This is a genomic window from Segatella maculosa OT 289, from assembly GCF_000243015.1.
Taxonomy (GTDB): domain Bacteria; phylum Bacteroidota; class Bacteroidia; order Bacteroidales; family Bacteroidaceae; genus Prevotella; species Prevotella maculosa.
This window is the reverse complement of the sequence record NZ_JH594505.1, coordinates 97,220-121,671: the sequence shown is the minus strand read 5'-3', so window position 1 is coordinate 121,671 and position 24,452 is coordinate 97,220. Positions and strand designations below refer to the sequence as shown.

Below are 24,452 nucleotides of genomic sequence, written 5' to 3'. Positions count from 1 at the left end.
AAAACGATGAATACAAAGAATTTTTTCAATGGCTTTTTGCTTGCCATGAGTGTTTTCCTGACAGGCATCATCGTGGGTTGTAACCCCGAACAGCCGGAAAATGAGAAGAACAACAAGTTGCACGAAGACCCCGTTCGGGCCGTCTTTACGTTGCAGGAAGGCACGCTTAATGGTGCCGGGAAGTTTGATGCAACGCCGAAGATGGCTGATTTCAAGGCCTCGGCTGCCCCTGCACAGGTGATAGAATGGCAGACCACGGCCGGCAAGGGCTGGCACGTGACGAGCCCGACGACGGCATTCAACGTGAAGAATAGCGTGGACAATCCTTCCACGGTCTACCTTTTAAAGATGGAATACTACAACGACAAGGGCGAAATGATGAACAGTCAGTTCTTCAATCTCGGTCAGGACAAGATCCATCAGCACTTCTTCCAGATGTACAAACAGGTGGAATACGAAGGTAAGATGAGCTCCGTCCGTGTCACAAACAAGGCAGAGTTGCCCTATGACTACCACTATGCCGACGAGTTGAACGGCAGTTTTATCGGCGAAACTAACCCGATGGGCTTCCAAGGGTTCATTAAATTCGTGAAGCCCGGCCGTCGTTTTGAACTCTCAGTAGACCTGCTTCACGCCGCTGAAAGCAAGTTCGGAGCCGACGGAAAGCCTTCTCCTTTCTACAATCCTGCACCAAAATTGGTCAGCACGGGGCAGTGGGATATCAACGTAAAGCTGCCTATTGTGATTGATGGTCAGGCAGAAGGCAACGAAGGGCTCGATGCTTCGCTCTTCAAACCGGCCAAGGTTGTAATCGAAATCTACAACGGACACCTGCACGGAACACGTGCCTTCCATCAGAACCCCACGCCGAAAGAGCTCAAATATATGGGAAAGAACTACAAACTGACGTACACTTTGGAAGGCGGAAAGTGGGTTGCTGACGCGCAAAATGCCCCATGTGTCAACCTTATGGGTAGTGACCAAGACCATTATGTGTCGGCTTTCGTCATTCATTATTACGACAAATCGGGTAACGATATCACCTCTCAAATCGTCGAAAATGACGAAGATCGGCACTATCAACACTTCTTCATGGTGGACAATATCCGTCCTTCATACGGCGGAAAGAAGGAAGATACCGACAAGAACTCAACTGCGTTCTTCAACTATCTCTACTGCGATACGAGCCCATGGAACAAGACCAACCATTTCGACGGGGCCAAATTCACAGGCGAAAAGAACCCCATCGGCGTGAAAGGTTACTTCAAGTTCCTGCGCACCCACAAGCGTTTCGACCTCGAAATCTGCCTGATGCGTGCCCGATGCTCCAAGTTCATAGACGACAAGGCAAGCGGTTTCTGCGAACCAACCAGCCGACAATGGAACGACGAAGCATGGATGCCGACCATCAAAGTGCCGATGAATATCTACATGGACAGCGACGAACGCGAACTCGAATCGAAGGTTTTAGAGGCCGACCTGACCAAAATCAGCAACGACGAGAAGGACTATTCGCAGAAAGACTTGGTGTCCATTCGCTCGTTGATGGAGGCTTTCGGCTTAAAAGACATCAAGACTGCCGTCCTTGAATTCTGGTGGAACCTGCACGGAGAGAGTAAACACAGCGACGCCGGCTTCTGGTTTTAGCGGAAACACCCCGTCCCAAACCCTCTAATACCCACCCCCTACCCCTCACAAAGGGAAGGGAGAGTGGGCTTGCGGGGGTGAATGAACGGACAACCAACAGGGAATTCTTGACAGACCATGCAAAGATTATGAGACAAAAAGCCATGGTCAGACGGCAGAAATTCCGTATATTTGCCTTTGAAAACCTAAAAAGCAAATGAAAAATAACCTCAAAAGCATCGTGTTCCTCATGCTATTGACTTGCATGGCGGGTCATGCAGGGGCACAAAAACGGCCGTTCAAGACCGTCAAGCGACCTAAAATGAAGGCCGAAACCACGCAAACCATCGACACGGCACACTTCTTCACGAACCCCGTATTGTGGACCGACGTGCCCGACCCGGACGTGATTCGCGTGGGAGATGACTTCTATATGGTGACCACCACGATGCACCTGATGCCCGGAGCGCCCATCATGCACTCGCGAGACCTTGTGAATTGGAAGACCATTGGCTATATCTTCGACCGCTTGACCGATTCTCCAAGGTACGACATGCAGGACGGTACCGTCTATGGACGGGGGCAATGGGCCACTTCGCTCAAGTATCATGGCGGAAAGTTCTATGCACTTTTCTCGCCCAACGACAATCCCGGAGGCGACACCTATATCTATAGTGCGACCCGACCCGAAAGGAAATGGACGCTCGTTTCACGCCTCCCCCACTTCCATGACGCCTCGCTCTTCTTCGACGATGACGGCCGTGCCTACGTTATTTACGCCACGGGAGAGCTGTGCGAGCTGACTTCCGACCTCAAAGGCGTGAAGGAAGGCTCTCACGCTAAGCTTTTCGAGCGCGACAAAGAGGAGAACGGACTCTTGGAAGGCAGCCGAATGGTGAAGCACAATGGGCAATACTACCTGCTCATGATCTCGTGGATAGCGGGTCACCCACGCCGCGAAGTGTGCTACAGGGCCTCGAATATCCACGGTCCTTATGAGAAACGGGTCATCTTGGAGACCGATTTCGACGGCTTCGGAGGCGTAGGTCAGGGCACAATCATAGACACTAAAGACGGCCGTTGGTATGGTTTAATCTTCCAAGACCGCGGGGGAATAGGTCGCGTTCTGACCCTCGAAGACTGCCAATGGAGCGACGGTTGGCCCATGTTGGGCGATGAACAAGGACGCGTGCCCAAGGTGATGCGCAAGCCCATTCAAGGATATCCCGCCACAAGTATCGTGAGCAGCGACGACTTCAACGGCCGAATGAGCCTCGACTGGCAGTGGAACCACAACCCCATCGACACGGCTTGGACGCTGACCGAACGGCCGGGGTGGTTGCGACTCAAGACAAGTCGCATTGTCGACAACCTCTATGAAGCGCTGAACACGCTGTCGCAACGCCTCATGGGGCCCGTGAGCGATGGCTATGTTCGCATGGACGTGAGCCACATGAAGCCGGGCGACCGGGCAGGGATAGCCGCCTTCAACGGCGATTCGGGCGTGCTCACGGTCTATTGTGCGGACAAGACAAAGCACCTTATGCTGACAGACGAAAGCGTGCAACTGAGTGAAGACACCAAAACCGTTACGGGCATCGATTGTAAGTTCGTGCTCAAAGAGCCAATCCCCGTCAAATCAAACGTCATCTACCTGCGCATGACGGCCGATTTTGTGAAAGGTCGCGACACGGCCCGCTTCTTCTACAGCTTCGACGGCCGAAGATGGCAGCCTGTCGGTGGCAACTACAAGATGCGGTTCGACTATCGTCGCTTCTTCATGGGCACGCGTTTCGCCATCTTCAACTATGCCACGGAGGAGAAGGGGGGCTGGGTGGACATCGACGCCTACCGAATGAGATGAGGAAAAAGCTGCGCCGGGCACGGAATATACTTCCGTGGAGTACAACTTATACTTTCGTGGGGCACAACTTATACTTCCGTAGTGCACAACTTATACTTTCGTAGTGCACAACTTATACTTCCGTCAAAACCGATACCCGGTCATCTTCCCACAAAACACCATTGCAAGCAAGCCTCGTCCCGTCCATCATCGGCCGCTCAAGTGACAAAGTCATACGCGGTCGGCTGGGCCAAAGCAAGGCATATCACTGGAGGAGGCGCACAAACCGTGCGTCTCCTCCGTCCTTTTTGGGCGAGCGAGCCGACCGAAATGAGGCCCTCCGTTTGCCAACCATGAGCGCCTTGCACATGATTGCTACGGACAAGCGGAACTCCTCTCGCAATCCTCGCCCTTGATAAACGTAGTTTTCACCCTCGATATATAAGGCATATCGAATTATCTTCACGACGAGAAATATTTCTCTTCACGATGATAAATTCGTCTCTTCATGATGATAAATATTTCTCGTCGTGAAGATAATTCGCAAACCCTTATATAAAGGCAATGAACATCATTCGCGGAGGCGCAGTGTTTCCTGCCTTTTGGTTGGCTTGTTGCAAGCCCGAGCGTCCCTATCTTTCAGCCCAATCGCCCCTATCCAGCTGACGATAGCTGATGGCCTCGGCCAAATGGTCGGACGTGACGGCAGGAGAAGCGGCCAAATCTGCAATGGTTCGGGCCACTTTCAGAATGCGACTGTAGGCCCGGGCCGACAAGGATAGGCGCTCCATGGCCATACGCAACATGGCAATACCGGCCTCATCGGGTTCGGCATACGTGTGAATCATGCGCTCGGACATCTGGGCATTGCAGTGAACGGCCTTGACGTTGCGGAACCGTTCGGTCTGGATTTCACGCGCACGAATGACACGTTGGCGGATAGCCTCGCTCGGTCCGCCCGGCGAAACCTTGCTGATATCCTTGAAAGGTACGGGGGTTATCTCGCATTGAATATCGATACGGTCGAGCAACGGACCTGAAATCTTGTTCATATAGTGCTGGATTTGGCCCGGAGTACAGACGCAGTGGTGAGTCGGGTCGCCGTAATATCCGCACGGACAAGGGTTCATACTGGCCACGAACATGAATGAACAAGGGAACTCGATGTTGTATTTTGCGCGGCTGATTGTAATCTTTCTGTCTTCCAACGGCTGCCGAAGTACCTCCAAAGTGTGCTTGTTGAACTCGGGAAGTTCGTCGCAGAAGAGCACGCCGTTGTGGGCCAATGATATCTCACCCGGCATAGGATTGGCACCTCCGCCGACGAGTGCGACCTCGGAAATCGTGTGATGCGGCGAGCGGAAAGGGCGTTGGTTGATGAGCGAAGTGCCCGTGCCCAACTTGCCGGCAATGCTGTGTATCTGGGTGGTTTCAAGGCTTTCGGAGAGCGAAAGGGGCGGAAGTATCGAGGGAAGTCGCTTGGCCATCATCGATTTGCCGCTGCCCGGAGGTCCCACCATGATGAGGTTATGCCCGCCGGCGGCTGCAACTTCGAGTGCACGCTTCACGTTTTCCTGCCCTCGGACATCGCTGAAGTCGAAGTCGAACAGTGTCTGCTGCTCGTAAAACTCCTTTCGCGTATCGATAACCACGGGTGCAAAGGCCTCCGTTCCCGTGAGGAACTTGATGACATCGACGATGCTTTCCATGCCATAGACCTCGAGATTGTTCACCACGGCCGCCTCTCTGACGTTGTCTTTCGGCACAATCAGCCCCTTGAAACGCTCGGCCCGCGCCTTGATGGCAATGGGAAGGGCGCCTTTGACGGGCTGCAACCGACCGTCAAGCCCCAGCTCTCCGACCATCATATAGCGGTCAAGACCGTCTGCCTGTATGCTTCCTCCGGCAGAAAGCAGGGCAATTGCCAACGGAAGGTCAAAGCTGCTGCCCTCCTTTTTCAGGTCGGCCGGTGCCATGTTCACGGTGATATCGGCCTTCGGAAACTTGTAACCGCAGTACAAAAGGGCTGCGGCAATGCGGTCACGTCCCTCTTGTACGGCTTTGTCCCCCAGTCCCGTGAGGTGGTAAACCACGCCGGGATTCATGCTTACCTCAATGGTAATGGTGGTCACTTCGAGTCCGTTTACGGCGGCACAATAGGTTTTTACGAGCATGGTATTCGTGGTTTAAGGTTGTTTTTCAGGTCGGGAAGCAGTCCATTTTCAGTGCATCTTCTCCAATCGGTTCATCAGGTCGTCGGTCGAAAGGCCGCGGGCCACGACGCGTCCGTGCTGCAAAAGCAGGTTATCGGGCACGGCCGTAAGACCCAACTTGCGCACCAACGGACTCTCGAAGAGCCTTTCGTCGCAGACGATAGCCCAGTCGATGCCTCGGTTCTCGAGCCCTTTCAGGCACTCTTTGCGGTCGGCATCGAGGCAAATCCCCAGCACTTGGGGCTTTCCGTCGGCACTGTTAGAGCGGTCGTTCAGGCGTTGTTGCAGTTCGATACTTTCATAACTCCACGTAGCCCACGTGTAGATAACGGCCACGGGAGCCGAGGAAAGCGAGGCCGAAGAGACGTGCTTGCCGTTGACATCGGTAGCCGTGAATGCGGGAAGTGTGCCGAATGAGGCCTCCGTCAAGGGCTTTGTCTGAACCAAAAGCCGGTTCAGATAGGCGTTGCGTGGCTGATGAGACTGCAGAGAAAGGAGCAAACGATAAGCTTGTTTGTAGTCGGGTTGCGGTTTACGCAGCAGGTATTTGCTGACCAAATAGGGGCCGACGGGCGACTCGGCATGGTCGGAAACGAACAAACCCACATGCTTTTCAATCTCCGGAGGCGAGGCATTGGCTATCGCATGACGGAACTTCGTCATCAGTTCGTTGTCATCACTGCCCGTGATTTCAAGCTCTTTCAGATGCGAAGCGTCTCCCTTGATATCGATAGATTTGCCGGGTTGAGCAAAAACGGGCTGTTCGGAGAAGTTCGGAAAGACCACCACGAGCAGGCATTCCCGCTCACATGGGATTTCATAAGAGAAGCGTCCGCCCTCCACTTTAATAGTATCCAAGCCTTCGATGCCCCCATCCGGGCTGTAAACATAAAACTCACCCTGATTTAAGTTCGTGAGTCTACCGTCTATTTCGAAGTGATGACGGTCGGTACCACAAGCAACTAAAATCAGCGTGAGTAGCAGTAAACAGAGTTTCTTCATCGATTTACCTTGGCAAATTCAAGGTCGTTCTTGGCATATTCGGCCAAAGACGGGTCCTTGCGCAGTGCATCTTTCAGATAGGTTGCGGCTGCATCGTTCTTTCCCTGCCGGGCATTGAGCACGGCAAAGAGGTAAAGCGTGAGTGCATTGGGGGCCTTGATGGCCTTCAATGTCTGCTCCGCAGCCACGTAGTTCTTGTTGAGCAGCTGTGCCAAGGCCGCACTGTTGTTGTTGTTATAAAGCTCGTCCGTGGCGTTGGCATAGTTGCCTCGGGCGATATTCAAGTTGCCAAGGATCTCATCAAAGCCGTTAGCTTCGGTGGCATCTGCCAATGCATGCTCGGCTTTGTCAACCTGTCCGTGAGTCAAGAAGATGTAAGCTTTGTTGGCATAAGCCTCGGGTGCCTTGCGATTGACCCGCAAAGCCTTTTCCAAATAGGTGTTGGCCGTGGCCTCATCGCCTTGGTTCAGTGCCAATGCGGCAAGGTTGTTGTAGGCCCGATAGTCCTTGTTATAAAGCTCGGTTGCCTTCTGATAGATGCCTTTCTTGGCCTTTACGTCGTTCGTGAGCGATGCTGCATAGAGCAATTCTTCAAGACTCAGCTTCGCAGGATCGGCTGCATACTGCTGCTGGATCTGCTCATCGCTGCGACCAACTACCTGATAATTGATGATCAGACGGCTGCGACGGAGTTCCGGAAGAATGCCATCAGCCAACTCACGGAAGGCTTCGCTCATGTTACGGATTTGCTGTTCGCGCTCCTGCGGGTCTTTATACATCGACAATACACGCAGGATAACATCCTTATCCTGAATGTTGCTGGCCTTAACCAGCTTCATAAAGCCTTCCCAGTCCTGTGCCGTATAGTGGGCATCGATGTCGGTTTTGAGCTTTGTTCCCTTGAGTTGCTGTTTCACATAGCCCTCACTGACGTCCTGACGCTTGCCGGCCAACTTGTCATTAAAGGCGAAACCGCCTTCCGGAGAAGCGTAGGCTTGCACCTCAACATTCTTGATAGCCAGCTTTTCGCGGTCGGCATTGATGCGCTTGAGCATGCTGACGAACTCCTGCACACTGTTGTTTTTGAGTTCGCTGCTGCGCAGATTGGCTTGGTTGATGAGGAACTTCACGTTGGCTTCTTGCTTCTTGTCGATCACTCTTTGGAACGAATCGAGGGCCAAACAAGCTCCTTCATGCCGGATAGCCTCGCGATAAAGCTCGGCAGTGGCAATCACTCCCGTAGCCACTTTGACCGCGGGCACCTCGACTTTCGACTTACCGAGATAGGCGTCGAAGGCCAGATACATGTCGCTCTTCTGCATTGCGGGCACGTAATCGAACGTGGTCTTCATCGTATAACGGCCACCGAGACGATAGGAAATGGTCTTGTTGTTGCCCATAACCTTTTCACCTTGGAAGGTCATGGGCTGTCCCTTGGCCACTTGTCCGCCCGCATAGTGGAGTTCGGGCACCACGGTAACCGTGGCTTTCTTGTTCATGTATTTCTCGGGGAACTGACCTTCGACGGTAGCCGTGACCTTTCCGCCGGTCACCTCAAGCGGATTGGGCGTAACGGAAAAGTTATCGGCAGACAGTTTGCCTAATTTCGAGCACGATGTCATCAGAAACAACGAGCAACCGAATAGCGTAAGAATGTGATTTGTGCGCATAAATGTGAATTAAATTAAAGGAAATGTGCCGCGAGCGGGACTCGAACCCGCACAGCCATTACTGGCCAAGGGATTTTAAGTCCCTCGTGTCTACCAATTCCACCATTGCGGCTTGGGTGCTAAATGATTGAAATGAGCGGAAAACGGGACTCGGACCCGCGACCCCGACCTTGGCAAGGTCGTGCTCTACCAACTGAGCTATTCCCGCAAAGCATGTGATGCAAAGGTAAAAGTAAATATCCGAACAACCAAACATTTGGGTTCTTTTATTCTTGAAAAAATGTCAAAAGGAGCCGTTGTCATGGATATTTCCCGCCAAACGAAGTGATGTATTCCGCAAAAACGGGTGGCATGTGTTGGAAATGTAGAGACGCACGGCTCGTACGTCCGCTCAACATGGTTGACAAGCAGGCGGGGTTACGAGTGGACAAGTGGGCAGTAAACGATTGTAAACAGTCCGCTTTTCAATCCCATTCAAGAGCTATTGAAAATCAACTACTTGCACCCAGCTTTCCAATCTCAGCCCTATTGTCGCGCAATATGGCCCATTTTAGCGTCCAATCTCACCCATTTTACCGTACAATATGGCTGAGATTGGAAAGTAGGGACGCACGAACCGTGCGTCCGCTCAACACGGTTGACACGTAAGATGAGTGAACAAGGGGACGAGTGGAAGACAATCGACCGGGAAACAGGGCATTGGAGCGGACGCACGAGCCGTGCGTCCCTACATACTGCACAACAATTAACTTGTCAAACCTGTTTACTTGTCAACTGGGAACCATAACATGGGCGGACGCACGAGCCGTACGTCCCTACTTTTATCTATGCAAAACGGTCCTCGGAAAGTGGTTCCGAGGACCGTTTAAGCTTGGTTTAACGGCTTATCGAGCCGTGGTTATTTCTTCGTGAAAACCACTTTGCAGGCTCCTTCATAGGAAAGGGTGAGCTGAACTTTGTAGGTTCCGGCCGCAACATTGAGGTTTTTACCGTTGTTGGACGTCAAGTCATCAAACGCTTCTGGGCTGTCATTGCCGCCCCAAGAGAGGCTCCAATCGTGGTTGGCCCGCAGTTTCAGCGCACCACTCTTGCCAAGTTGCACGTTATCGCGCTCCCAAACACCGGTCGAAACATTGTAAGTAAGGTCGATATCCGTGCTCCATCCGTCGTTACTGAAGTCGCCGATGAGCGACACCGTGTTGATTTTCGTGAGCGAATATGTGCCTTTTTTCGCGCCTTTCTCCAGCACAATGTTCATCTTGTAGAACCCAGCTCCGGGGTTGGGGCAGCTTATTCCCGACGCATTATCAGCAATCTTGCCGGGCGAAACATACTCAAGGTCGTTGCTGTTATTGGCTGTATTGGGACGGAATTTGAATGCTCCGTTGAGATAAGCATAGCCTTCAAAGTTGCCATCGAAGTCGGGACCGCGCAGCGCATGCGCCGTGTTCCAACCGCTTTCGGCCCCGATTTCATAGAAGAATTCAGGGAATGCGTTCTTCACCAGATTGATTTTACAGGTGATGTCGGCCGTTTTCGTGAAGCTTTCTCCCTCGGCTACGCGGATAGTATCGGCCACCGTGACGGGCACATCGCGCACAACATCGCTCTTACCATACAGGGCGATGACGGCGGTTTTCAGGTCATTGGCACTCACTTTGCCCGCGGCATTGGCCTCAATCACGCGCTGTTTGGTCTTTGCGGCATTGTGAATAGTGGCCGCCAAACGCTGAACAGCAACGGCAGAAGAGGCCGTTATGGAAGGCTTGAACTCTTGGTTGCGGCTCTGATAGCCGCGGGATTTCTGTGCAGAAGAGGCCGTTATGGAGGGCTTGAACAGCTGAACGGAGTCGCTCTTTACGCTGTTATAGTCGATAGCGGCAGCCGCAGTGGCAGCAAACGAGACCGTTCTTGCGGGCTCTTGCGGGTTGGACTGCGGTGCAGCCCAGTCGGTATAATCGTCGGAACAAGCCGTCAGTGCAGTCACGGCCAGCCCCATCAAGACAAATGTTTTTTTCATATTCGGATGCTATTTGGCCGGGGAAGCGGCAAAGGTTGCCCTCCCCCGACGTTTGATAAAACTTACTTCAAGAAATAATATTGCCCGGTGATATCGTTGAAGAATACGGTATATTTGCCCGGTTCGATGACCGTGATACGTGCGGTGCCGCCTTTCACGCCCGTTCCATAGGGGAAGTCGCTCGCACTCCACGTGTCGGTCAGTGCCCCGTTGGCTGCAAATTGCAGCTGATGGCCAGTGTCCAGTGTGACGGTTGCCGTCCAATCGTGGTTCTCAACACCTGCGGCCGTGGTGCATTTCCTCATAAAATTGGCCGTCGGATCCCAGCCGCTGCCCGGCTGATAGCTGCCCGGCATGGCCATCTTTGCATAAAGAGGCATCGTCGTTGCGGTGAGTTTCTTAATCGTGCACGCGTGGGTTTTGGTGTTCAACGTGATGGAATAGTAACCTGCTTGGTCAATCTTGATGTTCCCAGGGTCGCTTCCTCCGTCACGATATTTGGTACCTAACGGTGAACCATCGCTGCAAATGCCTTTGTCCCAGCTGCCAAGTTTCTCGATAATCTTGAATTCTGCGTTTGCAGGGAAGTAGCCTGTGTAGCCTATAGTGCCTGTTCCTGTGTTCACATCATACTCTTCTCCGGCCAGAGGAAGCAGTGGAATCATCGACACACCGACTGCATCTTCGCTATTTCCCCATTTTCCGTTGGCGATACAATTACCCGTCATGTACCACAAAACGGGTGCATGGTCTTTCACTTCCACGTAATATGGAGCGACGGTGAGGGTAACAACGTTCGACGAAATGGTGTCTCCGGCATACGAAGCCACGCAGCGTGCATAGACTTTTTGGGTGGCGGGGACTTTCCCCTCTTCCCATCTTGCAATCATTTCAAGGCCCCGTGCAATCTTTGCGGCATTCACTTGGGCCTTGCAAATGTTATAAACATCTTCGATAGTCGTGTAGTCTGCAATCGTTTTTCCGCTCTTATCGGCCCGTGCCTTCGTGGTGGAAACCTTCCAAGAGTTGTTCAATGAGAACTCAATCTGGTAGTTTGCCACGGCAGGGAAACCGTAATCGGGCTGCGACCACGAGAAGTTGATGGCCGAAGACGAGGCCAAATCGATGGTTGAAGACGCGTAGACAGGCGTGTTCAAACTGAATGTTGTCGGCGATTGTACCGTGGGATTCGAGTCACGGTCGTCGCTGCATGCGGCCAAAGCCAGCAGGCTGAACAACAACAAGACTGAAGATTTTATGATATTTTTCATTGTTCTGTCGTTTTATTCCTATTCAATCATGACATTTAATAGTCGGGGTTCTGTTTGATAGCACCCTTTACATAGGCCGAAGGAATGGCAAATATGTTCTTGCTTGCAGGGAAATTGCGTCCCTCTTTGATGCCTCCTTTGTAGCTCCAGTTGTAGTTTACGTCGCCACCGAAGCGTCCGAAGCGAATCAAAGTGGGCCTGCGGATACCTTCGAAGTAGAACTCCCGGCTCCATTCGTCGCACAAATCGGAGAGCGTGTAGCTTGTCTTTGTCTCGGCATTGGCACGTGCACGCAGGGTGTTCACGGCTGCAATACCGTCAGGAGTCAGTCGGTTTCCGTTGCTGCGAGCTGTTGCCTCAGCATAAATAAGATAGGCTTCGGCCTTTCTGAAGAAGAAGAAATCGGCGTCGGAGAAGGTCAAATCGTGGCCAGCGGAGCCGTCGGTCTTGAAGTTAACGAACTTGGCTGTGGCGAAACCATCAGTGAATTTGCCGTTAACTCCCTTTCCGTTGTCGAGCGTTCTGTCCTTTCCGTCGAAGATGGCACGGTCATCATGGGCCGCAGCTGGCATGTCTGTGCAGGCCAAATTGGGTGCATCGTTGTTGGGAAAGAAGCGTTTCAGCAAGTCAGTACGGCAGCGATTGCCACCCCAGTTCTGTCCGCTCAGTCCGTTAACAGCACTTGCGTCGTGGGGATTGGCGTGCATATTGTCATCGAAAGCAGACGCCGTCAGGAAGGTTGTCGTGCCCCATGAGGTGGTGGTCAGACCGTCTTGCAGGACAGAGAAGATGCTTTCATAGGCTGCATCGGTCTCTCCATTGTCGCCCATGAACAGCATTTGATAGGCACTCCAGCCATTTTTGCCGACTGTGTTGAGCCGATAAGGAGAGTCCATCACCTTCTTTGCATACTCGGCAGCCTTGGCCCATTGCGGCGTTCCGGTGTAAACTTGAGCGTTCAAGTATAGCCGTGCGAGCAGCATCCACGCTGCAGCCTTGTCAACCCGCCCGTAGTTAGCGTCGGAAGACTTCTTGGGTTGTGCGGCCGAAAGGGCCGGTTCGATGGCAAGAAGTTCCTTGACTATCCAGTCGTAAGCCTCTGCACGCGTCTTCATCGTAGGCGTTGTGAGGGTTTCGGCAAATGGAATATTCCCGAAAGCATCCATCAACAGATAGTATTCCAAGGCGCGGACAAAGCGTATTTCGGCTGTCATGGCAGCATTATAATCGCTTTCTTTGGCCAGATAGTCGTTGCAATAGGTGATTCCGGTGGTTAAACGTGCGAAGTAACCATTGAGCATCGGGTGGCTGGCATCATAGGTATTATAGTCGAATTGCTCGACACCGGCATCGCTCCAGTGGCACATTGCCTCGTCGGTCGTCAGTTCGTTGGAGTTCCACATCTGCCGGATAAACCCGGTGGTACCGCCATCTAAGCCGTCGATATCACAGTCTCCGTTGGCTCCGCCATTCCCTGCAACACCGAGATTTGCATAACATTTATTGAAAAGTGCGGCTGCACTCACTTCCGGTTTGACGTTGGGATCGATGGGAGTAACGTCCAAATCGCCCACACAAGAGACCGTTATCCCTGACGAAAGCAACAGGATTGCCGAGGGAATGATATGTTTAAGATATTTATTCATGACTTTATTTTTAGGGTTAGAAGTTCAGGTTGACACCGAAAATCATTGAGAAAGCACGCGGATACATGTTATCATCATAGCCATTATAGACTTCGGGGTCGAGTCCGTCGTACTTGGTTATGGTGAAAACATTGCTTGCCGTGGCATAAAGACGGCCATTAATGCCTTTGTAGCTGCCTGTCTTAAAGAGGTTAAAGCTATATCCAAGGGTGATATTATCGCATTTCAGGAAGCTTGCATTCTTTACCCAGTAGTCGGTAACGGTGTTTTTGGTGTCGTCGGTGATGAAACCGCGTGCCACAGCAGCCGAAGTTGTGTTGACCAATCGGCTTTGTGACCAAATACCATTGGCGCTTACGTTCTTGAAACTCTGTGCAACGCCGTTGTAAACATAGTTTCCGATGCTGGCACGCAGACCGAAACCGAGGTCCCATCTCTTGTATTCAAGGCGTGAAGACAAGCCCATGATGACCGGAGCCGCAGGGCTCTTGTAGAAGTATCTGTCGGCATCGGTGATTTTTCCGTCACGGTTTCGGTCGACAACTGCGCCCTCGATGGGGTTCCCGTTCTTGTCGTACACCTGCTGATAGACATAGAATGAGTTGGCCGGATGGCCCACTTGATTGTATTCAAGGTTCTTGTCCGTACCTATTTTTATGTCGGTATTGGGCACAGGAGAGCCGTCGCTGCTCACTCCGGACAGGTTGGTTATCTTGTTCTTGTTGTAAGTTAGGTTGTAATCCAAGGTCCAAAACCAGTCCTTTGTCTGTATGGCTTTCCAGCTAACCGTGGCTTCGAAGCCCGTATTCGACAGGTCGCCGATGTTTTGCCAAGCCTGATTTCGGAAGGAAGACAGCACCATCACGGGGGCATAGTTCAGCAAATCGGTCGTCTTTCTGTAGTACCAATCCAACGTACCGCTTAGTCTTTGGTCCATAATGCCCCAGTCAATGCCGACGTTATACGTTGTGGTTGTCTCCCATTTCAGGTCGGGTGTGAAGTTATTCGGACGGTAAAGAGTACCGTCACCCACCAGCGGATAGAAGCTATCTGTGCCCGTATTGATCGAGTAAGTGGGTATCCAAGCATAGTCACTCTTTACATCTTGCTGACCGGTTTTACCCCAACCCAATCGCAATTTAAGGTCGGACAGCCAGCTTGCCGGCTTCAACCAATTCTCTTGGTTGACCTTCCATGCAAACGCAAACGACGGGAATACGGACCAATGGTCTTTGAATCGTGACGAACCATCATCGCGAACGGTGGCCGTTATGTAGTAACGATCCATCAAACTCCAGTTGGCTCTGCCGAAGAAAGACACCAGATAGTTCTCTGTTGCAAACTCATAAGGCGTGTGAGGACGGGCAGTATTGCGCAATGGTTTACCGTTCTTATCGTTCGTTGTGATGGTCGATGAGTAGTAACCGATGTAATCGTTGTCTTTGGTATTATAGAAATGCTGCCACTCATAGCCGCCCATGATGTCGAAATGGTTCTTGAGTTTATCGTTAAAATCATGGAAATATTGGGCATACATGCTCAAAGAGAGGTTGCGCTTCAAGATGGTTTCATAGCCATAACTGCCGTAATAGATGAATTGAGGCGATGCCGGAGATGCGTTTCTGTGCTGCGTTCCCTTTGCAACGTCGGCTCCTAAGGTGGCATGCAAGCGCAAGTCTTCGAAGCCATGTACCTTATAATCAATGTCAGCACTACCGATAAACTCGCGGCTATAAGCACTTTCTCGGCGCGTATTCAGCACGGCAAGCGGGTTCATCAGCGGGCCGGTACTGTTGAAAGAGAATGGCCAAGCATCTTTATCGTCGTCGATTCCACTCGTTGTCCACTCGAAATAGCCGCCGAAGTTATTCAATGTCTTTGCCATATCGTTGCCAAATAGCGCACGATGATAGGCTGATGTGTAGCGATAAGGGTCTTGCGTCGGGTCCATTCTGACCGCGTTGGAGATGGCAGCCTTGTCGGCAAACACGCTATGGGCATACATTCCCTTACCATTAAGGTTCAATGTCAGGTGGTCATTCAGGAAAGACGGGTTCAGGTTTACGGCTCCTGTGACACGTTCAAAACTTGAGGTTTTGACAATACCTTGCTGCTTGGTGTAGCCAACCGACACGCGATAGGGCACATCAAAGGCCGAACCTGACACCGTGACATTGTGGTCATGGCCCAAACCGGTGCGCAAAATCTCCTTTTGCCAATCGGTGTTTGCCGTGCCAAGTGCCTTATATGGGTCGCTGTTTTCGCCGAATAGATTGCGCACAAACGTGCGGTATTCATCGGCATCCATCACGTCTAAGGTCTTCTTATGGGTGCTCAAGGTGAAGCTCCCGCTGTAGGAAACCTGCGGAGCCTGCCCTTTCCGCCCCTTTTTCGTGGTGATAATGATGACACCATTCGAGCCACGCGAACCATAGATGGCCGTTGCCGATGCGTCTTTCAGCACATTGAAGCTCTCAATGTCCTGCGGGTTGATGCTCGAAAGGATATTCGAGACACCCTTCACTTCCGTATTATCAATAGGAACATTGTCGATAACGATCAACGGATCGTTGGAAGCATTCAGCGAAGAGCCGCCACGAATGCGCATCGTTGCTGCGCCACCGGGCGTTCCGTCATTGCTGGTGACGCTCACACCGGCCACTTTTCCCGAGATCATGTCCTGCGGGTTCACCACGAGACCCTTGTTCTTGCTGTCGGGTTTCAATGCCGACACAGAGCCGGTCAGGTCTGATTTCTTCGCAACACCATAGCCGATGACCACCACTTCGTTCAAGGTTTTGTTGTCATCTTCGAGAGTTATCGTAAGGTTTTCAGCCGCAGTCACCTTCTTAGGAGCCATTCCTACATAGGTAACTGTGATTTCTGTGCCCTTAGGAACATTGATTGTGTAGTTTCCATCGAGGTCGGTCACGCCCACAGGCTTACCATTTGCCATGATCGTGGCACCGATGATAGGCTCTCCGGAAGCATCTTTGACATGACCTTTGACAGTTCCTGACTGTGCAAAGACCGCTGCCGAAAGGAACAAACCACCAGCGATGGCCCAGCCCCTTAGCGGCAATTTGAATTTTACCTGCTTCATCATTTGCTTTGATTGTTAAGTTAACGTTAATATATTGGTTCAGTTTTCGTCATTTAGGTCAACCCTTTTGTGTCGTATTTGCTTAGGTTTTCGTGTTCATGCCATGCTATATTGCACCAAGGTTGATGCTACAAAAGTAGTTCACTTCACCTTACGTTGTAATATTTTAACGTTAAATCTGCTCTTTAATAAATGCAAACGTTTGCGCAATCTTTTGCAAATTAAATGTTGTTTTCTAAAATAAAATTTAGTAGTTTTGCATATCTTTGCTGCATAACTGACGTGAACCATGAAAGAATCTGCGCCTATAACAATGAAAGACATAGCTCGGGAGCTTGGCGTTTCTGTGGCTACGGTGTCTCGTGCGCTTAAAGACAGCCCACGCATCAGCATGGAAAAGCGTACAAGAATCAAGGCTTTTGCACAAGAACATAACTTCTTTCCCAACGTCATTGCAGAGAGTTTGCGCAACAGTCGCACGAAACCTGTGAAGCTTATCGGAGTCATTATACCTCAGTTAACGCATTTTTATTTCTCCTCAATCCTTAGCGGTATCGAAGAAGAAGCATCTGCCCGGGGATACAGAATCATGGTGGCACAGAGCAATGAAAGGTATGAACGCGAGGTAGAAATATGCAAATCGTTCTCTGAAAACAAAGCTTGTGGCATCATCGTTTCGCAAGCCAAGAACACAACCAAATACGAACACTTCAGCAATCTCATGGATCGTGGCGTGCCAGTTGTGTTCTATGACCGCATTTGTACAGGCATTAATTGCAGCAGAGTGGTTGTAGATGACTACATGGGTGCCTATACTGCGGTGAACCATCTCATTGGAACGGGGTGCAAAAAGATAGCTTTCTACGGCACTCCCATGAAGCTCGAGATTACGAAAAACCGCTATAACGGCTATCATGATGCCTTGGTGAACAACGGATTAAAGCCCGAAGAGCGGTTCATCAAACACTGTGACAACCGTGCAGATGCCGAACAAATCACGCCCGAATTGCTGAACGAAGATGACCATCCCGATGCTTTCTTCGCCGTGAATGACGACACAGCCATCGGAATCCTCTACACAGCGAAGCGCATGGGCTTCGATATTCCGCGGGATATCAGCATCTGTGGCTTTACAAACGGGGAGAGGGCGATAGCCTGCGACCCCATGCTTACGACCGTAGAGCAGCGCGGTTTCGTCGTTGGAGAGGAGGCCGCGAACATCTTGATTGGTCAGGTCGAAGGCTCGATTCCTTCAGACAAAGTCGAAAAACGCGTGGTAAGAACTCGCCTGATCGTGCGGGGAACAACGCGATGACTTTGAACCTTGACCTTTAATCTTTGAAGTTTGACCTTTGAACATTGAACCTTATGATATGACTTGAATAAAAGAAAGGAATAAAAATATGGAAAGGAAATATATAAATCTAAAAACAAAGGCAACATGTCATAAAGGTCAATGTTCAAAGTTCAAAGCGAATAAAAGTTCAAACATCAATCTTCAAAGTTCAAACACCAATGTTCAACGTTCAAAGTAAACAAAAACCCGACATGAAGTTCTGGGGATTGTGGAACCTCAGCTTCGGTTTTTTCGGCGTACAGATAGCCTACGCCCTGCAAAGTGCAAACATTTCGCGCATCTTTGCCACGCTCGGTGCCGACCCACACAGCCTGAGTTACTTCTGGATTCTGCCACCGTTGATGGGTATTCTCGTGCAACCCGTGGTCGGAACACTGAGCGACAAGATGTGGTGTCGCTTCGGTCGTCGCGTACCTTATTTGTTCATAGGAGCCGCTATCGCCGTACTCGTGATGTGTCTGCTGCCAAATGCCGGTTCATTCGGACTGGGATTGAGTGCCGCAATGACCTTTGGTCTGGTCTCACTGATGTTCCTTGACACCAGCATCAACATGGCCATGCAACCCTTTAAGATGCTTGTCGGCGACATGGTCAACGAAAAACAAAAGGCCTTGGCCTACAGTATTCAGAGCTTTCTTTGCAATGCCGGCAGTGTAGCGGGCTTCGTTTTCCCCTACTTCTTCACTGCCATTGGCGTGGCAATCACGGCAGCTCCGGGCGTTGTTCCAGACTCCGTGATTTGGTCTTTCTATATCGGAGCGGCCATATTGATACTATGTGTGCTCTATACCACGGTCAAAGTGAAGGAGTGGAACCCCGAGGAATATGCTCAATACAACAGCGTTGACGAGGCCGAAGAGCCCGAATTGGAGGAGAAAAGCAACTGGATTACCCTGTTGAAAAAGGCACCTGCCACCTTCTGGCGCGTGGGATTGGTGCAGTTCTTCTGTTGGGCTGCCTTCATGTATATGTGGACCTACACCAACGGAGCCATTGCCGACACTTGTTGGGGCGTTGACATGATGTCGCCCGAAGCCACATCCACCAAGGCATATCAGGTGGCCGGAAACTGGGTCGGCATTCTTTATGCCGTCCAAGCCATCGGAAGTGTAATCTGGGCCATGGTGCTTCCGCAGTTCAAAAACCGGAAATTGGGTTATGGTTTGAGCCTTGTGCTCGGCGGAATCGGCTTCGCCTTGGTGCCATTCATCAGTCATCCGTATGTTCAGTTCATTGCTTTCGTGCTCATCGGTTGCGCTTGGGCGGCCATGTTGGCCATGCCTTTCACCTTCGTTACCAATGCCCTTCAGGGCTATGGGCACATGGGTGCCTACCTTGGATTGTTCAACGGAACTATCTGTATGCCCCAAATCATCGCGGCAATCTGCGGTGGTAGCATTCTCACATTGGTAGGATCGAACCAGACCAACATGATGTTTGTGGCCGCCGCTTGCCTGCTGTTGGGTGCCATTAGCGTGACGGCAATCAAAGGAAAGCAGTAAATACTTTTCATGTCAATGTGCAACAGATTGCGAAATCCGCAACCTTTGCATGCAGGGAGGGGCCATATAGCCCCTCCTTTTTCCGTTCTGTGCCGCAAGACGCATCACATCGCCGGCCTATTCCAGCCATTTCACCGTGCAACCTCAGCCATATTGCACGGTAAAATGGCTGAGGTTGCGCGGTAATATGGCAGAGATTGGAATACAAAGTGCAAGTTATTGATTATCAATAGGGAAAACACAAAAATCATTTGAGCGAATGCAGGGATGCAAGGCTCATGTGTCCGCTCAAACAGCCGTATACATTCGCTTGGCATTCACCCGGAACGGACGCACGAACCGTGCGTCCCTACCCCGCCATATCTGCCACTCACATCTCAAATTCCAGCCATATTGCAAGGCAAAATGGCTGAGATTGAAAAAGAGGGTCCATGCAGGTGATTTCGCATTGACCTGCTATAATCCCGCTTGAGGAATTTCTTTATATGTTTGTTTTTTTGTATTTTTGCATCGATTGAAAGCATAAAATAATGAAAGTGAAACGGATTTCATTGAGATACACCGCGTTATGTTTCGCAATACTAAGCATGACGCTTCATGTGAAAGGGCAGGTTGCCGAGACATATACCAAGCGCGAGGTGATGATTGCCATGCGCGACGGCGCGAAACTCTATACGGCCGTGTATGAACCAAAGGACAACTCGCGGCGACACCCTATACTCATGTTTCGCACCCCCTATGGTTGCAGACCCTATGGAGAGTCTTTCAGCGGCGCAATCGAGGGGGAATTGGCACATTATGTGACCCGGCAATACATCATCGTTCAGCAAGATGTGCGCGGAAGATACATGAGCGAGGGCGAATACGAAAATGTGCGTCCGGTAGTGTTGCAGCCCGGAGAGCGTGCCAACGATGTCACCGACGCCTACGATACGGCCGAGTGGTTGGTCAAAAACACATGGAATAACGGTTCGATAGGGCTCACGGGCAATTCCTATTTGGGCTATTATGCGCTCACCGCTGCCCTTTGTAAGCATCCGGCCATCAAGGCCGTGTGTCCCGAAGCACCTATCGGTGACTGGTTCATGGGCGACGATGTACACCATAACGGGGCACTGATGCTGACGGATGCCTTTCGTTTTCTTTGGGGATTCGGGCGTTATCGCTCCAAACCTTCACAGAAAGTGGAGGGCTTGAAACCCTATTATTTCACCGATGAGTATTCGTTTTTCCTCCGCACGGCAACCATTGGCGGGCTGTCGGCCTTGCAACGCGACTCGTTGCCCTTTTGGAATGCCATGCTCAAGCACCCCGATTACGATGAATGGTGGCAGCAGAGGAGTCCAATCCAAGCATACAAGGCAATCGATATACCCGTGATGGTGGTCGGCGGACAGTTTGATGCCGAAGACCTTTACGGCACATGGGGCAGCTATAAGGCTTTGGCTGCACGCCAAAAGGCCCCGCTATACTTGTTGATTGGGCCTTGGAGGCACGGAGGCTGGCATGCCAAGGGGGCAAACAGGCTGGGAGAGATGTCGTTTGGTCATGAAGACCTGAGCGAACGGTTTCGCTCCATGCAGCAACGCTTCTTCGATTACTACCTCGACCATGTGGGAACGATGGACTTTCCGCCCGTAACGCTGTTCTTTACCGGTGAGAATAGCTGGCGCACCTTTGCCAAACTGCCTGCCGAGAAGACTGTTCTAACACCGATATATCTGCACAAAGGCGGTGCATTGCGCTTTGAAAAGCCACGCGAGAAGCTGTCGTACACCCAGTATCTGTCGGACCCTGCGCACCCCGTTCCTTATACCAACCGGATTGATAGGAACAGAGATGCCGCCTATATGGTGGAAGACCAACGTTTCGCGTCGCGTCGCAACGACGTGATTTGCTTCTCCACGTCGCCCTTGACAGAAGCTTTAACCCTGTGCGGACCGATAGAAATAGACCTAAGTACCAGCATATCGACCACCGATGCCGACTATATTGTCAAGCTGATTGACGTGTTTCCCGACGAAGACAGCAAACAAGCGGGCTATGAGATGCTCGTCAGGGGCGACATCATGCGTGGACGCTATCGCAACAGCTTCACAAAGCCCGAGCCTTTTGCGCCAAATAAGATGGCAAGCATCATGTTCTCTCTGGCTGATGTGGCACATACATTCCCGAAAGGTCACCGCATCATGGTGCAAATACAAAGCTCGTGGTTCCCCTTGGCCGACCGCAATCCGCAGCAGTTCGTGAATATCTATCGCTGCAGGCCGGGCGATTTCGTGCCGACGACGGTGCGTATCTTCCATGATGCCACGCATGCTTCGAAGCTGATATTGCCGGTGTTAAGGCCATAATTCCCTGTGTATGCCCCTTTACCCATGACATTCATAACGTATAGAATATCCTTTATGCTGCTGCTTCTTGCCCTTTGCACGGGCGGAAGAGCAGACAACCTTTCGCAATTGTATCGCGAACTCGACCAAGCCATAGCCGAGTCGCCTTCTGTTGTCGCTGCCAAAGAATGCAAGTTGCAGCGGCTGCGCGATGCATATCATCGGGCACGACGCCCCGAACAGCAGTATGCGGCAGCCTTTGCACTGTACGTAGAGAACAAGGCCTATCAGAACGACTCGGCCATTCATTATCTCAGGCGATGTGTGGCTATTGCTTCGAAGGGTGGAGACATAGCCCGTGCAAGTCTGTGTAACGAACTTATCGCCGAGTGTTGCGCCCGTGTGGGCTATTATGCAGAGGCCATTACGTTGCTCAACGATATACCTCCGCTATCGGTTCGCACGCCCAAAGAACGCTATCACTACCACAAAGCCTGCTATTTTGCCTACGAAGAGATGGCAAACCATTCGAATTTGGCCGATACCAAACGGCTTTATTCCGAAAAGGCACACAGCCATCGCGACGCATTGTTTGCATACGGAACACCAAACGACGATGATTACCGAATGACTGAAGAGAAAATGGCCATCGGGGCGGGCGACTTTGCACGGGCACTGCGCCTGAACGACGCTTGGTTGAAGGCCATACCTGCGAGCTCGCATCAGGTTGCCATCGTTTATTTCTACCGTTATCAGATATACCATCAAACCCATCGCGAGGCCGAAGCCATTCCGTGCCTCATCAAGTCGGCTATTATTGATGTGCGCAATGGTGTGATGGACCAAGCCTCGTTGCTGTTCTTGTCGCGTTATCTGCAAAAGAAAGGCGAGAAAGAACGGTCATTTCGATACGTACATTTTGCATGGCAATGCAACAAACACTTCAACACTCGTAGACGAACGTGGACCTTTTCGCCCCTCTTGTCAATGATCGACAACAACTATCAGCAGCAGATACGAAGGTCTAACACCTACCTCAGCATGGCATTATGTGCCATGGGCGTGTTGTTCTTATTGCTTCTTTTGCTGTTTTTCTATCTTTATCGGCAAAAAAAACGGCTGCATCAGCTCAATGCAAGCCTGCAAACTGCCAACCAAAGTCTGAACGATGCCAATCGCATTAAAGAGGAGTATATCGGCCGTTTCCTGAATAGTTGCAACACATATGTGAACAAGTTGGATAAGTTCCGGCAGGAGGTGAACCGCCAATTGAAGAACGGTAAACAGAAAGAACTGTACGAACAAACCCGGACAACCGAGCTTAAAACCCGCGAACTGAACGAACTTTATGCTCAGTTCGACGCCACTTTCCTTTCACTTTTCCCTCGTTTTATCGACGAGTTCAATGCGATGCTCGTGCCCGAAGCCCGTGTTTTCAGAAAAGACAAAGCCCGATTGACGACCGAACTGCGCATATTTGCACTCATACGATTGGGCATTGACGACAGCAGAAAGATAGCCGAGTTCTTGCATTGCTCTATCCATACCATCTATAATTACCGCGCAAGGTTTCGTGCTGCCACGCTTATTGATAAGGAATTGTTCGCACAACGCCTGCGAGAAATAGGTAGAATGTAGGCCAAATTGACCCGGTTGGTGTTTACATGGCATTTATATTTTTAACAATGATGGCTTTTTATAAAAGCTTGAATATAAAAGGGTTGTTGCTTTTCAGCATCGTTATGTGTTTACTTTTTATGGATAAGGGGTTTTAAAACCGCTGTTTTTTTACCATCTTTGTATGTCGCTTTCAGATATGAAGCGGCAAACAAGCTATTGATCGTTTAAAACCTAAAAATAATGAGATGAAAAACTGGAAAACGAAAAAGGCAGCCTTTGTATGTTCAAGTCCAACACGTCATGTGTCTACACTTGCACGACTGGGTGTGTTATTGTTGTGTGGCTTGTCCATCGTTGCTTGTAGCATGGACGATAAGGCCGACGAAGCCGTGCCAAGGCTTAAAGTTACGCCTGCAGTGATAGAGATAGCCAAGACCGGAACACTTGCCGATGGCAGTCAGGCCACCTTTCAAGTGACGGCCAACAAGGGCTATGGAATCACGAGTAACCAAACGTGGTTGCGTGTAGACAGGCCGCAAGGTGCAGGATGGGCCATTGTGACCATTGTGGCCGATGAAAATCAGAGCAACAGCATTCGTGTTGGGAACTTCACAGTAGAAAGTCATGGATTACAAGAAACGGTTATGGTGAGGCAGACCCTTCAAGATCCGGCCGAGGAAGCCAAGTTACGTACCTTTTATTCAGAGAACTTCGACTGGGCCAAGCCCTTTGCGAAACCTAACTCCGACCCCGTTGCGGCCGGGGCAGGCAATAGTAATCGCACAAGTGTAACCGATGAAAAGCTGAAAGCCGCATGGGCCGCCACAGGATTAACCGATTGGAATGCGGCAAAGAATTGCATCAGCGCTTATGCACATTACATTCACTTCAATTCGAACGGATATTATGACAGTGGTGTCGTTCTACCGGCCTTATCAATGACCGATACGGCCAATGCCTCACTCACGTTTGCCACTTGTTCAGATGGCAGTGGCCCGGATATCGTTCCTCTCGTCGTGGAAATAACGGAAGGTACAGGCTCTCTTTCGGCCGACGACCCCAATGTGAAGCGTAGTGAAGTGATGTATCCCAACAACACATGGGCTTGGAATCCAATGGAAGTGAAGGTCTATGGGTTCAGTGCGACGACACGGCTTGCCATTCATACGGCAGGAGGTGGTAAAAATAAGTATTGCCGTTGGTTTCTTGACGACATAAAATTGAAAGAATTCAAAAAGTAAAGCTT

At 50.9% G+C, this 24,452-nt stretch carries 14 protein-coding genes and 2 tRNA genes; 7 read left to right on the top strand and 9 right to left on the bottom strand.

Translation table 11 applies throughout. From position 1 onward, the window contains the following. The first annotated feature begins 6 nt into the window (after positions 1-6). Both HMPREF9944_RS08780 and HMPREF9944_RS08775 read left to right on the top strand, forming a co-directional pair. Positions 7-1,647: a hypothetical protein gene (locus HMPREF9944_RS08780; RefSeq protein ID WP_008565833.1), complete on the top strand. Its 1,641-nt coding sequence runs from the start codon at positions 7-9 to the stop codon at positions 1,645-1,647. A 196-nt stretch (positions 1,648-1,843) separates the two neighbouring features. Next, on the top strand, positions 1,844-3,490 hold the full coding sequence (locus tag HMPREF9944_RS08775) for a glycoside hydrolase family 43 protein (RefSeq protein WP_008565832.1): 1,647 nt from the start codon (positions 1,844-1,846) through the stop codon (positions 3,488-3,490). Positions 3,491-4,101: 611 nt separating this feature from the next. Here the strand turns inward: HMPREF9944_RS08775 and HMPREF9944_RS08770 are convergent. The 9 genes from HMPREF9944_RS08770 to HMPREF9944_RS08730 form a co-directional block, all read right to left on the bottom strand. Continuing rightward, positions 4,102-5,643, bottom strand: a complete 1,542-nt coding sequence (locus HMPREF9944_RS08770; protein ID WP_008565831.1) for a YifB family Mg chelatase-like AAA ATPase — start codon at positions 5,641-5,643, stop codon at positions 4,102-4,104. Positions 5,644-5,691: 48 nt separating this feature from the next. Then, the gene (locus HMPREF9944_RS08765) at positions 5,692-6,684 is read right to left on the bottom strand and encodes a DUF4369 domain-containing protein (protein ID WP_008565830.1); all 993 of its coding nucleotides are present in this window, start codon (positions 6,682-6,684) and stop codon (positions 5,692-5,694) included. Further along, the gene (locus HMPREF9944_RS08760; RefSeq protein ID WP_008565829.1) at positions 6,681-8,354 is read right to left on the bottom strand and encodes a tetratricopeptide repeat protein; all 1,674 of its coding nucleotides are present in this window, start codon (positions 8,352-8,354) and stop codon (positions 6,681-6,683) included. Before HMPREF9944_RS08760 ends, HMPREF9944_RS08765 begins: the two co-directional genes overlap by 4 nt. A gap of 26 nt (positions 8,355-8,380) precedes the next feature. After that, positions 8,381-8,466: transfer RNA gene (locus HMPREF9944_RS08755), tRNA-Leu, on the bottom strand. A 23-nt stretch (positions 8,467-8,489) separates the two neighbouring features. Continuing rightward, a tRNA-Gly gene (locus HMPREF9944_RS08750) sits at positions 8,490-8,562 on the bottom strand. A gap of 690 nt (positions 8,563-9,252) precedes the next feature. Continuing rightward, a complete protein-coding gene (locus HMPREF9944_RS08745; protein ID WP_044113565.1) occupies positions 9,253-10,374 on the bottom strand; it encodes a DUF5115 domain-containing protein in 1,122 nt (373 codons plus the stop codon). A gap of 62 nt (positions 10,375-10,436) precedes the next feature. Continuing rightward, positions 10,437-11,645: a SusF/SusE family outer membrane protein gene (locus tag HMPREF9944_RS08740; protein ID WP_008565825.1), complete on the bottom strand. Its 1,209-nt coding sequence runs from the start codon at positions 11,643-11,645 to the stop codon at positions 10,437-10,439. 35 nt (positions 11,646-11,680) lie between these two features. Next, the gene (locus HMPREF9944_RS08735; protein WP_008565824.1) at positions 11,681-13,291 is read right to left on the bottom strand and encodes a RagB/SusD family nutrient uptake outer membrane protein; all 1,611 of its coding nucleotides are present in this window, start codon (positions 13,289-13,291) and stop codon (positions 11,681-11,683) included. 16 nt (positions 13,292-13,307) lie between these two features. Beyond that, a complete protein-coding gene (locus tag HMPREF9944_RS08730) occupies positions 13,308-16,397 on the bottom strand; it encodes a SusC/RagA family TonB-linked outer membrane protein (protein ID WP_044113564.1) in 3,090 nt (1,029 codons plus the stop codon). A gap of 286 nt (positions 16,398-16,683) precedes the next feature. Here HMPREF9944_RS08730 and HMPREF9944_RS08725 point away from each other — a divergent pair, with 286 nt between their 5' ends. From HMPREF9944_RS08725 to HMPREF9944_RS08705, 5 genes are all read left to right on the top strand, one after another. Beyond that, on the top strand, positions 16,684-17,709 hold the full coding sequence (locus HMPREF9944_RS08725) for a LacI family DNA-binding transcriptional regulator (RefSeq protein WP_044113563.1): 1,026 nt from the start codon (positions 16,684-16,686) through the stop codon (positions 17,707-17,709). Positions 17,710-17,909: 200 nt separating this feature from the next. Continuing rightward, positions 17,910-19,253 (top strand): MFS transporter, encoded by a 1,344-nt coding sequence (locus HMPREF9944_RS08720; protein WP_008565821.1) that lies wholly within the window; start codon positions 17,910-17,912, stop codon positions 19,251-19,253. 530 nt (positions 19,254-19,783) lie between these two features. Further along, positions 19,784-21,607, top strand: a complete 1,824-nt coding sequence (locus HMPREF9944_RS08715; protein WP_008565819.1) for a CocE/NonD family hydrolase — start codon at positions 19,784-19,786, stop codon at positions 21,605-21,607. Between the two features lie 24 nt (positions 21,608-21,631). Then, positions 21,632-23,224, top strand: coding sequence for a protein regulator of cytokinesis family protein (locus HMPREF9944_RS08710; RefSeq protein ID WP_244861147.1), 1,593 nt, complete (start codon positions 21,632-21,634; stop codon positions 23,222-23,224). Positions 23,225-23,451: 227 nt separating this feature from the next. After that, the gene (locus tag HMPREF9944_RS08705; protein ID WP_008565817.1) at positions 23,452-24,447 is read left to right on the top strand and encodes a BACON domain-containing protein; all 996 of its coding nucleotides are present in this window, start codon (positions 23,452-23,454) and stop codon (positions 24,445-24,447) included. Positions 24,448-24,452 lie beyond the last annotated feature (5 nt).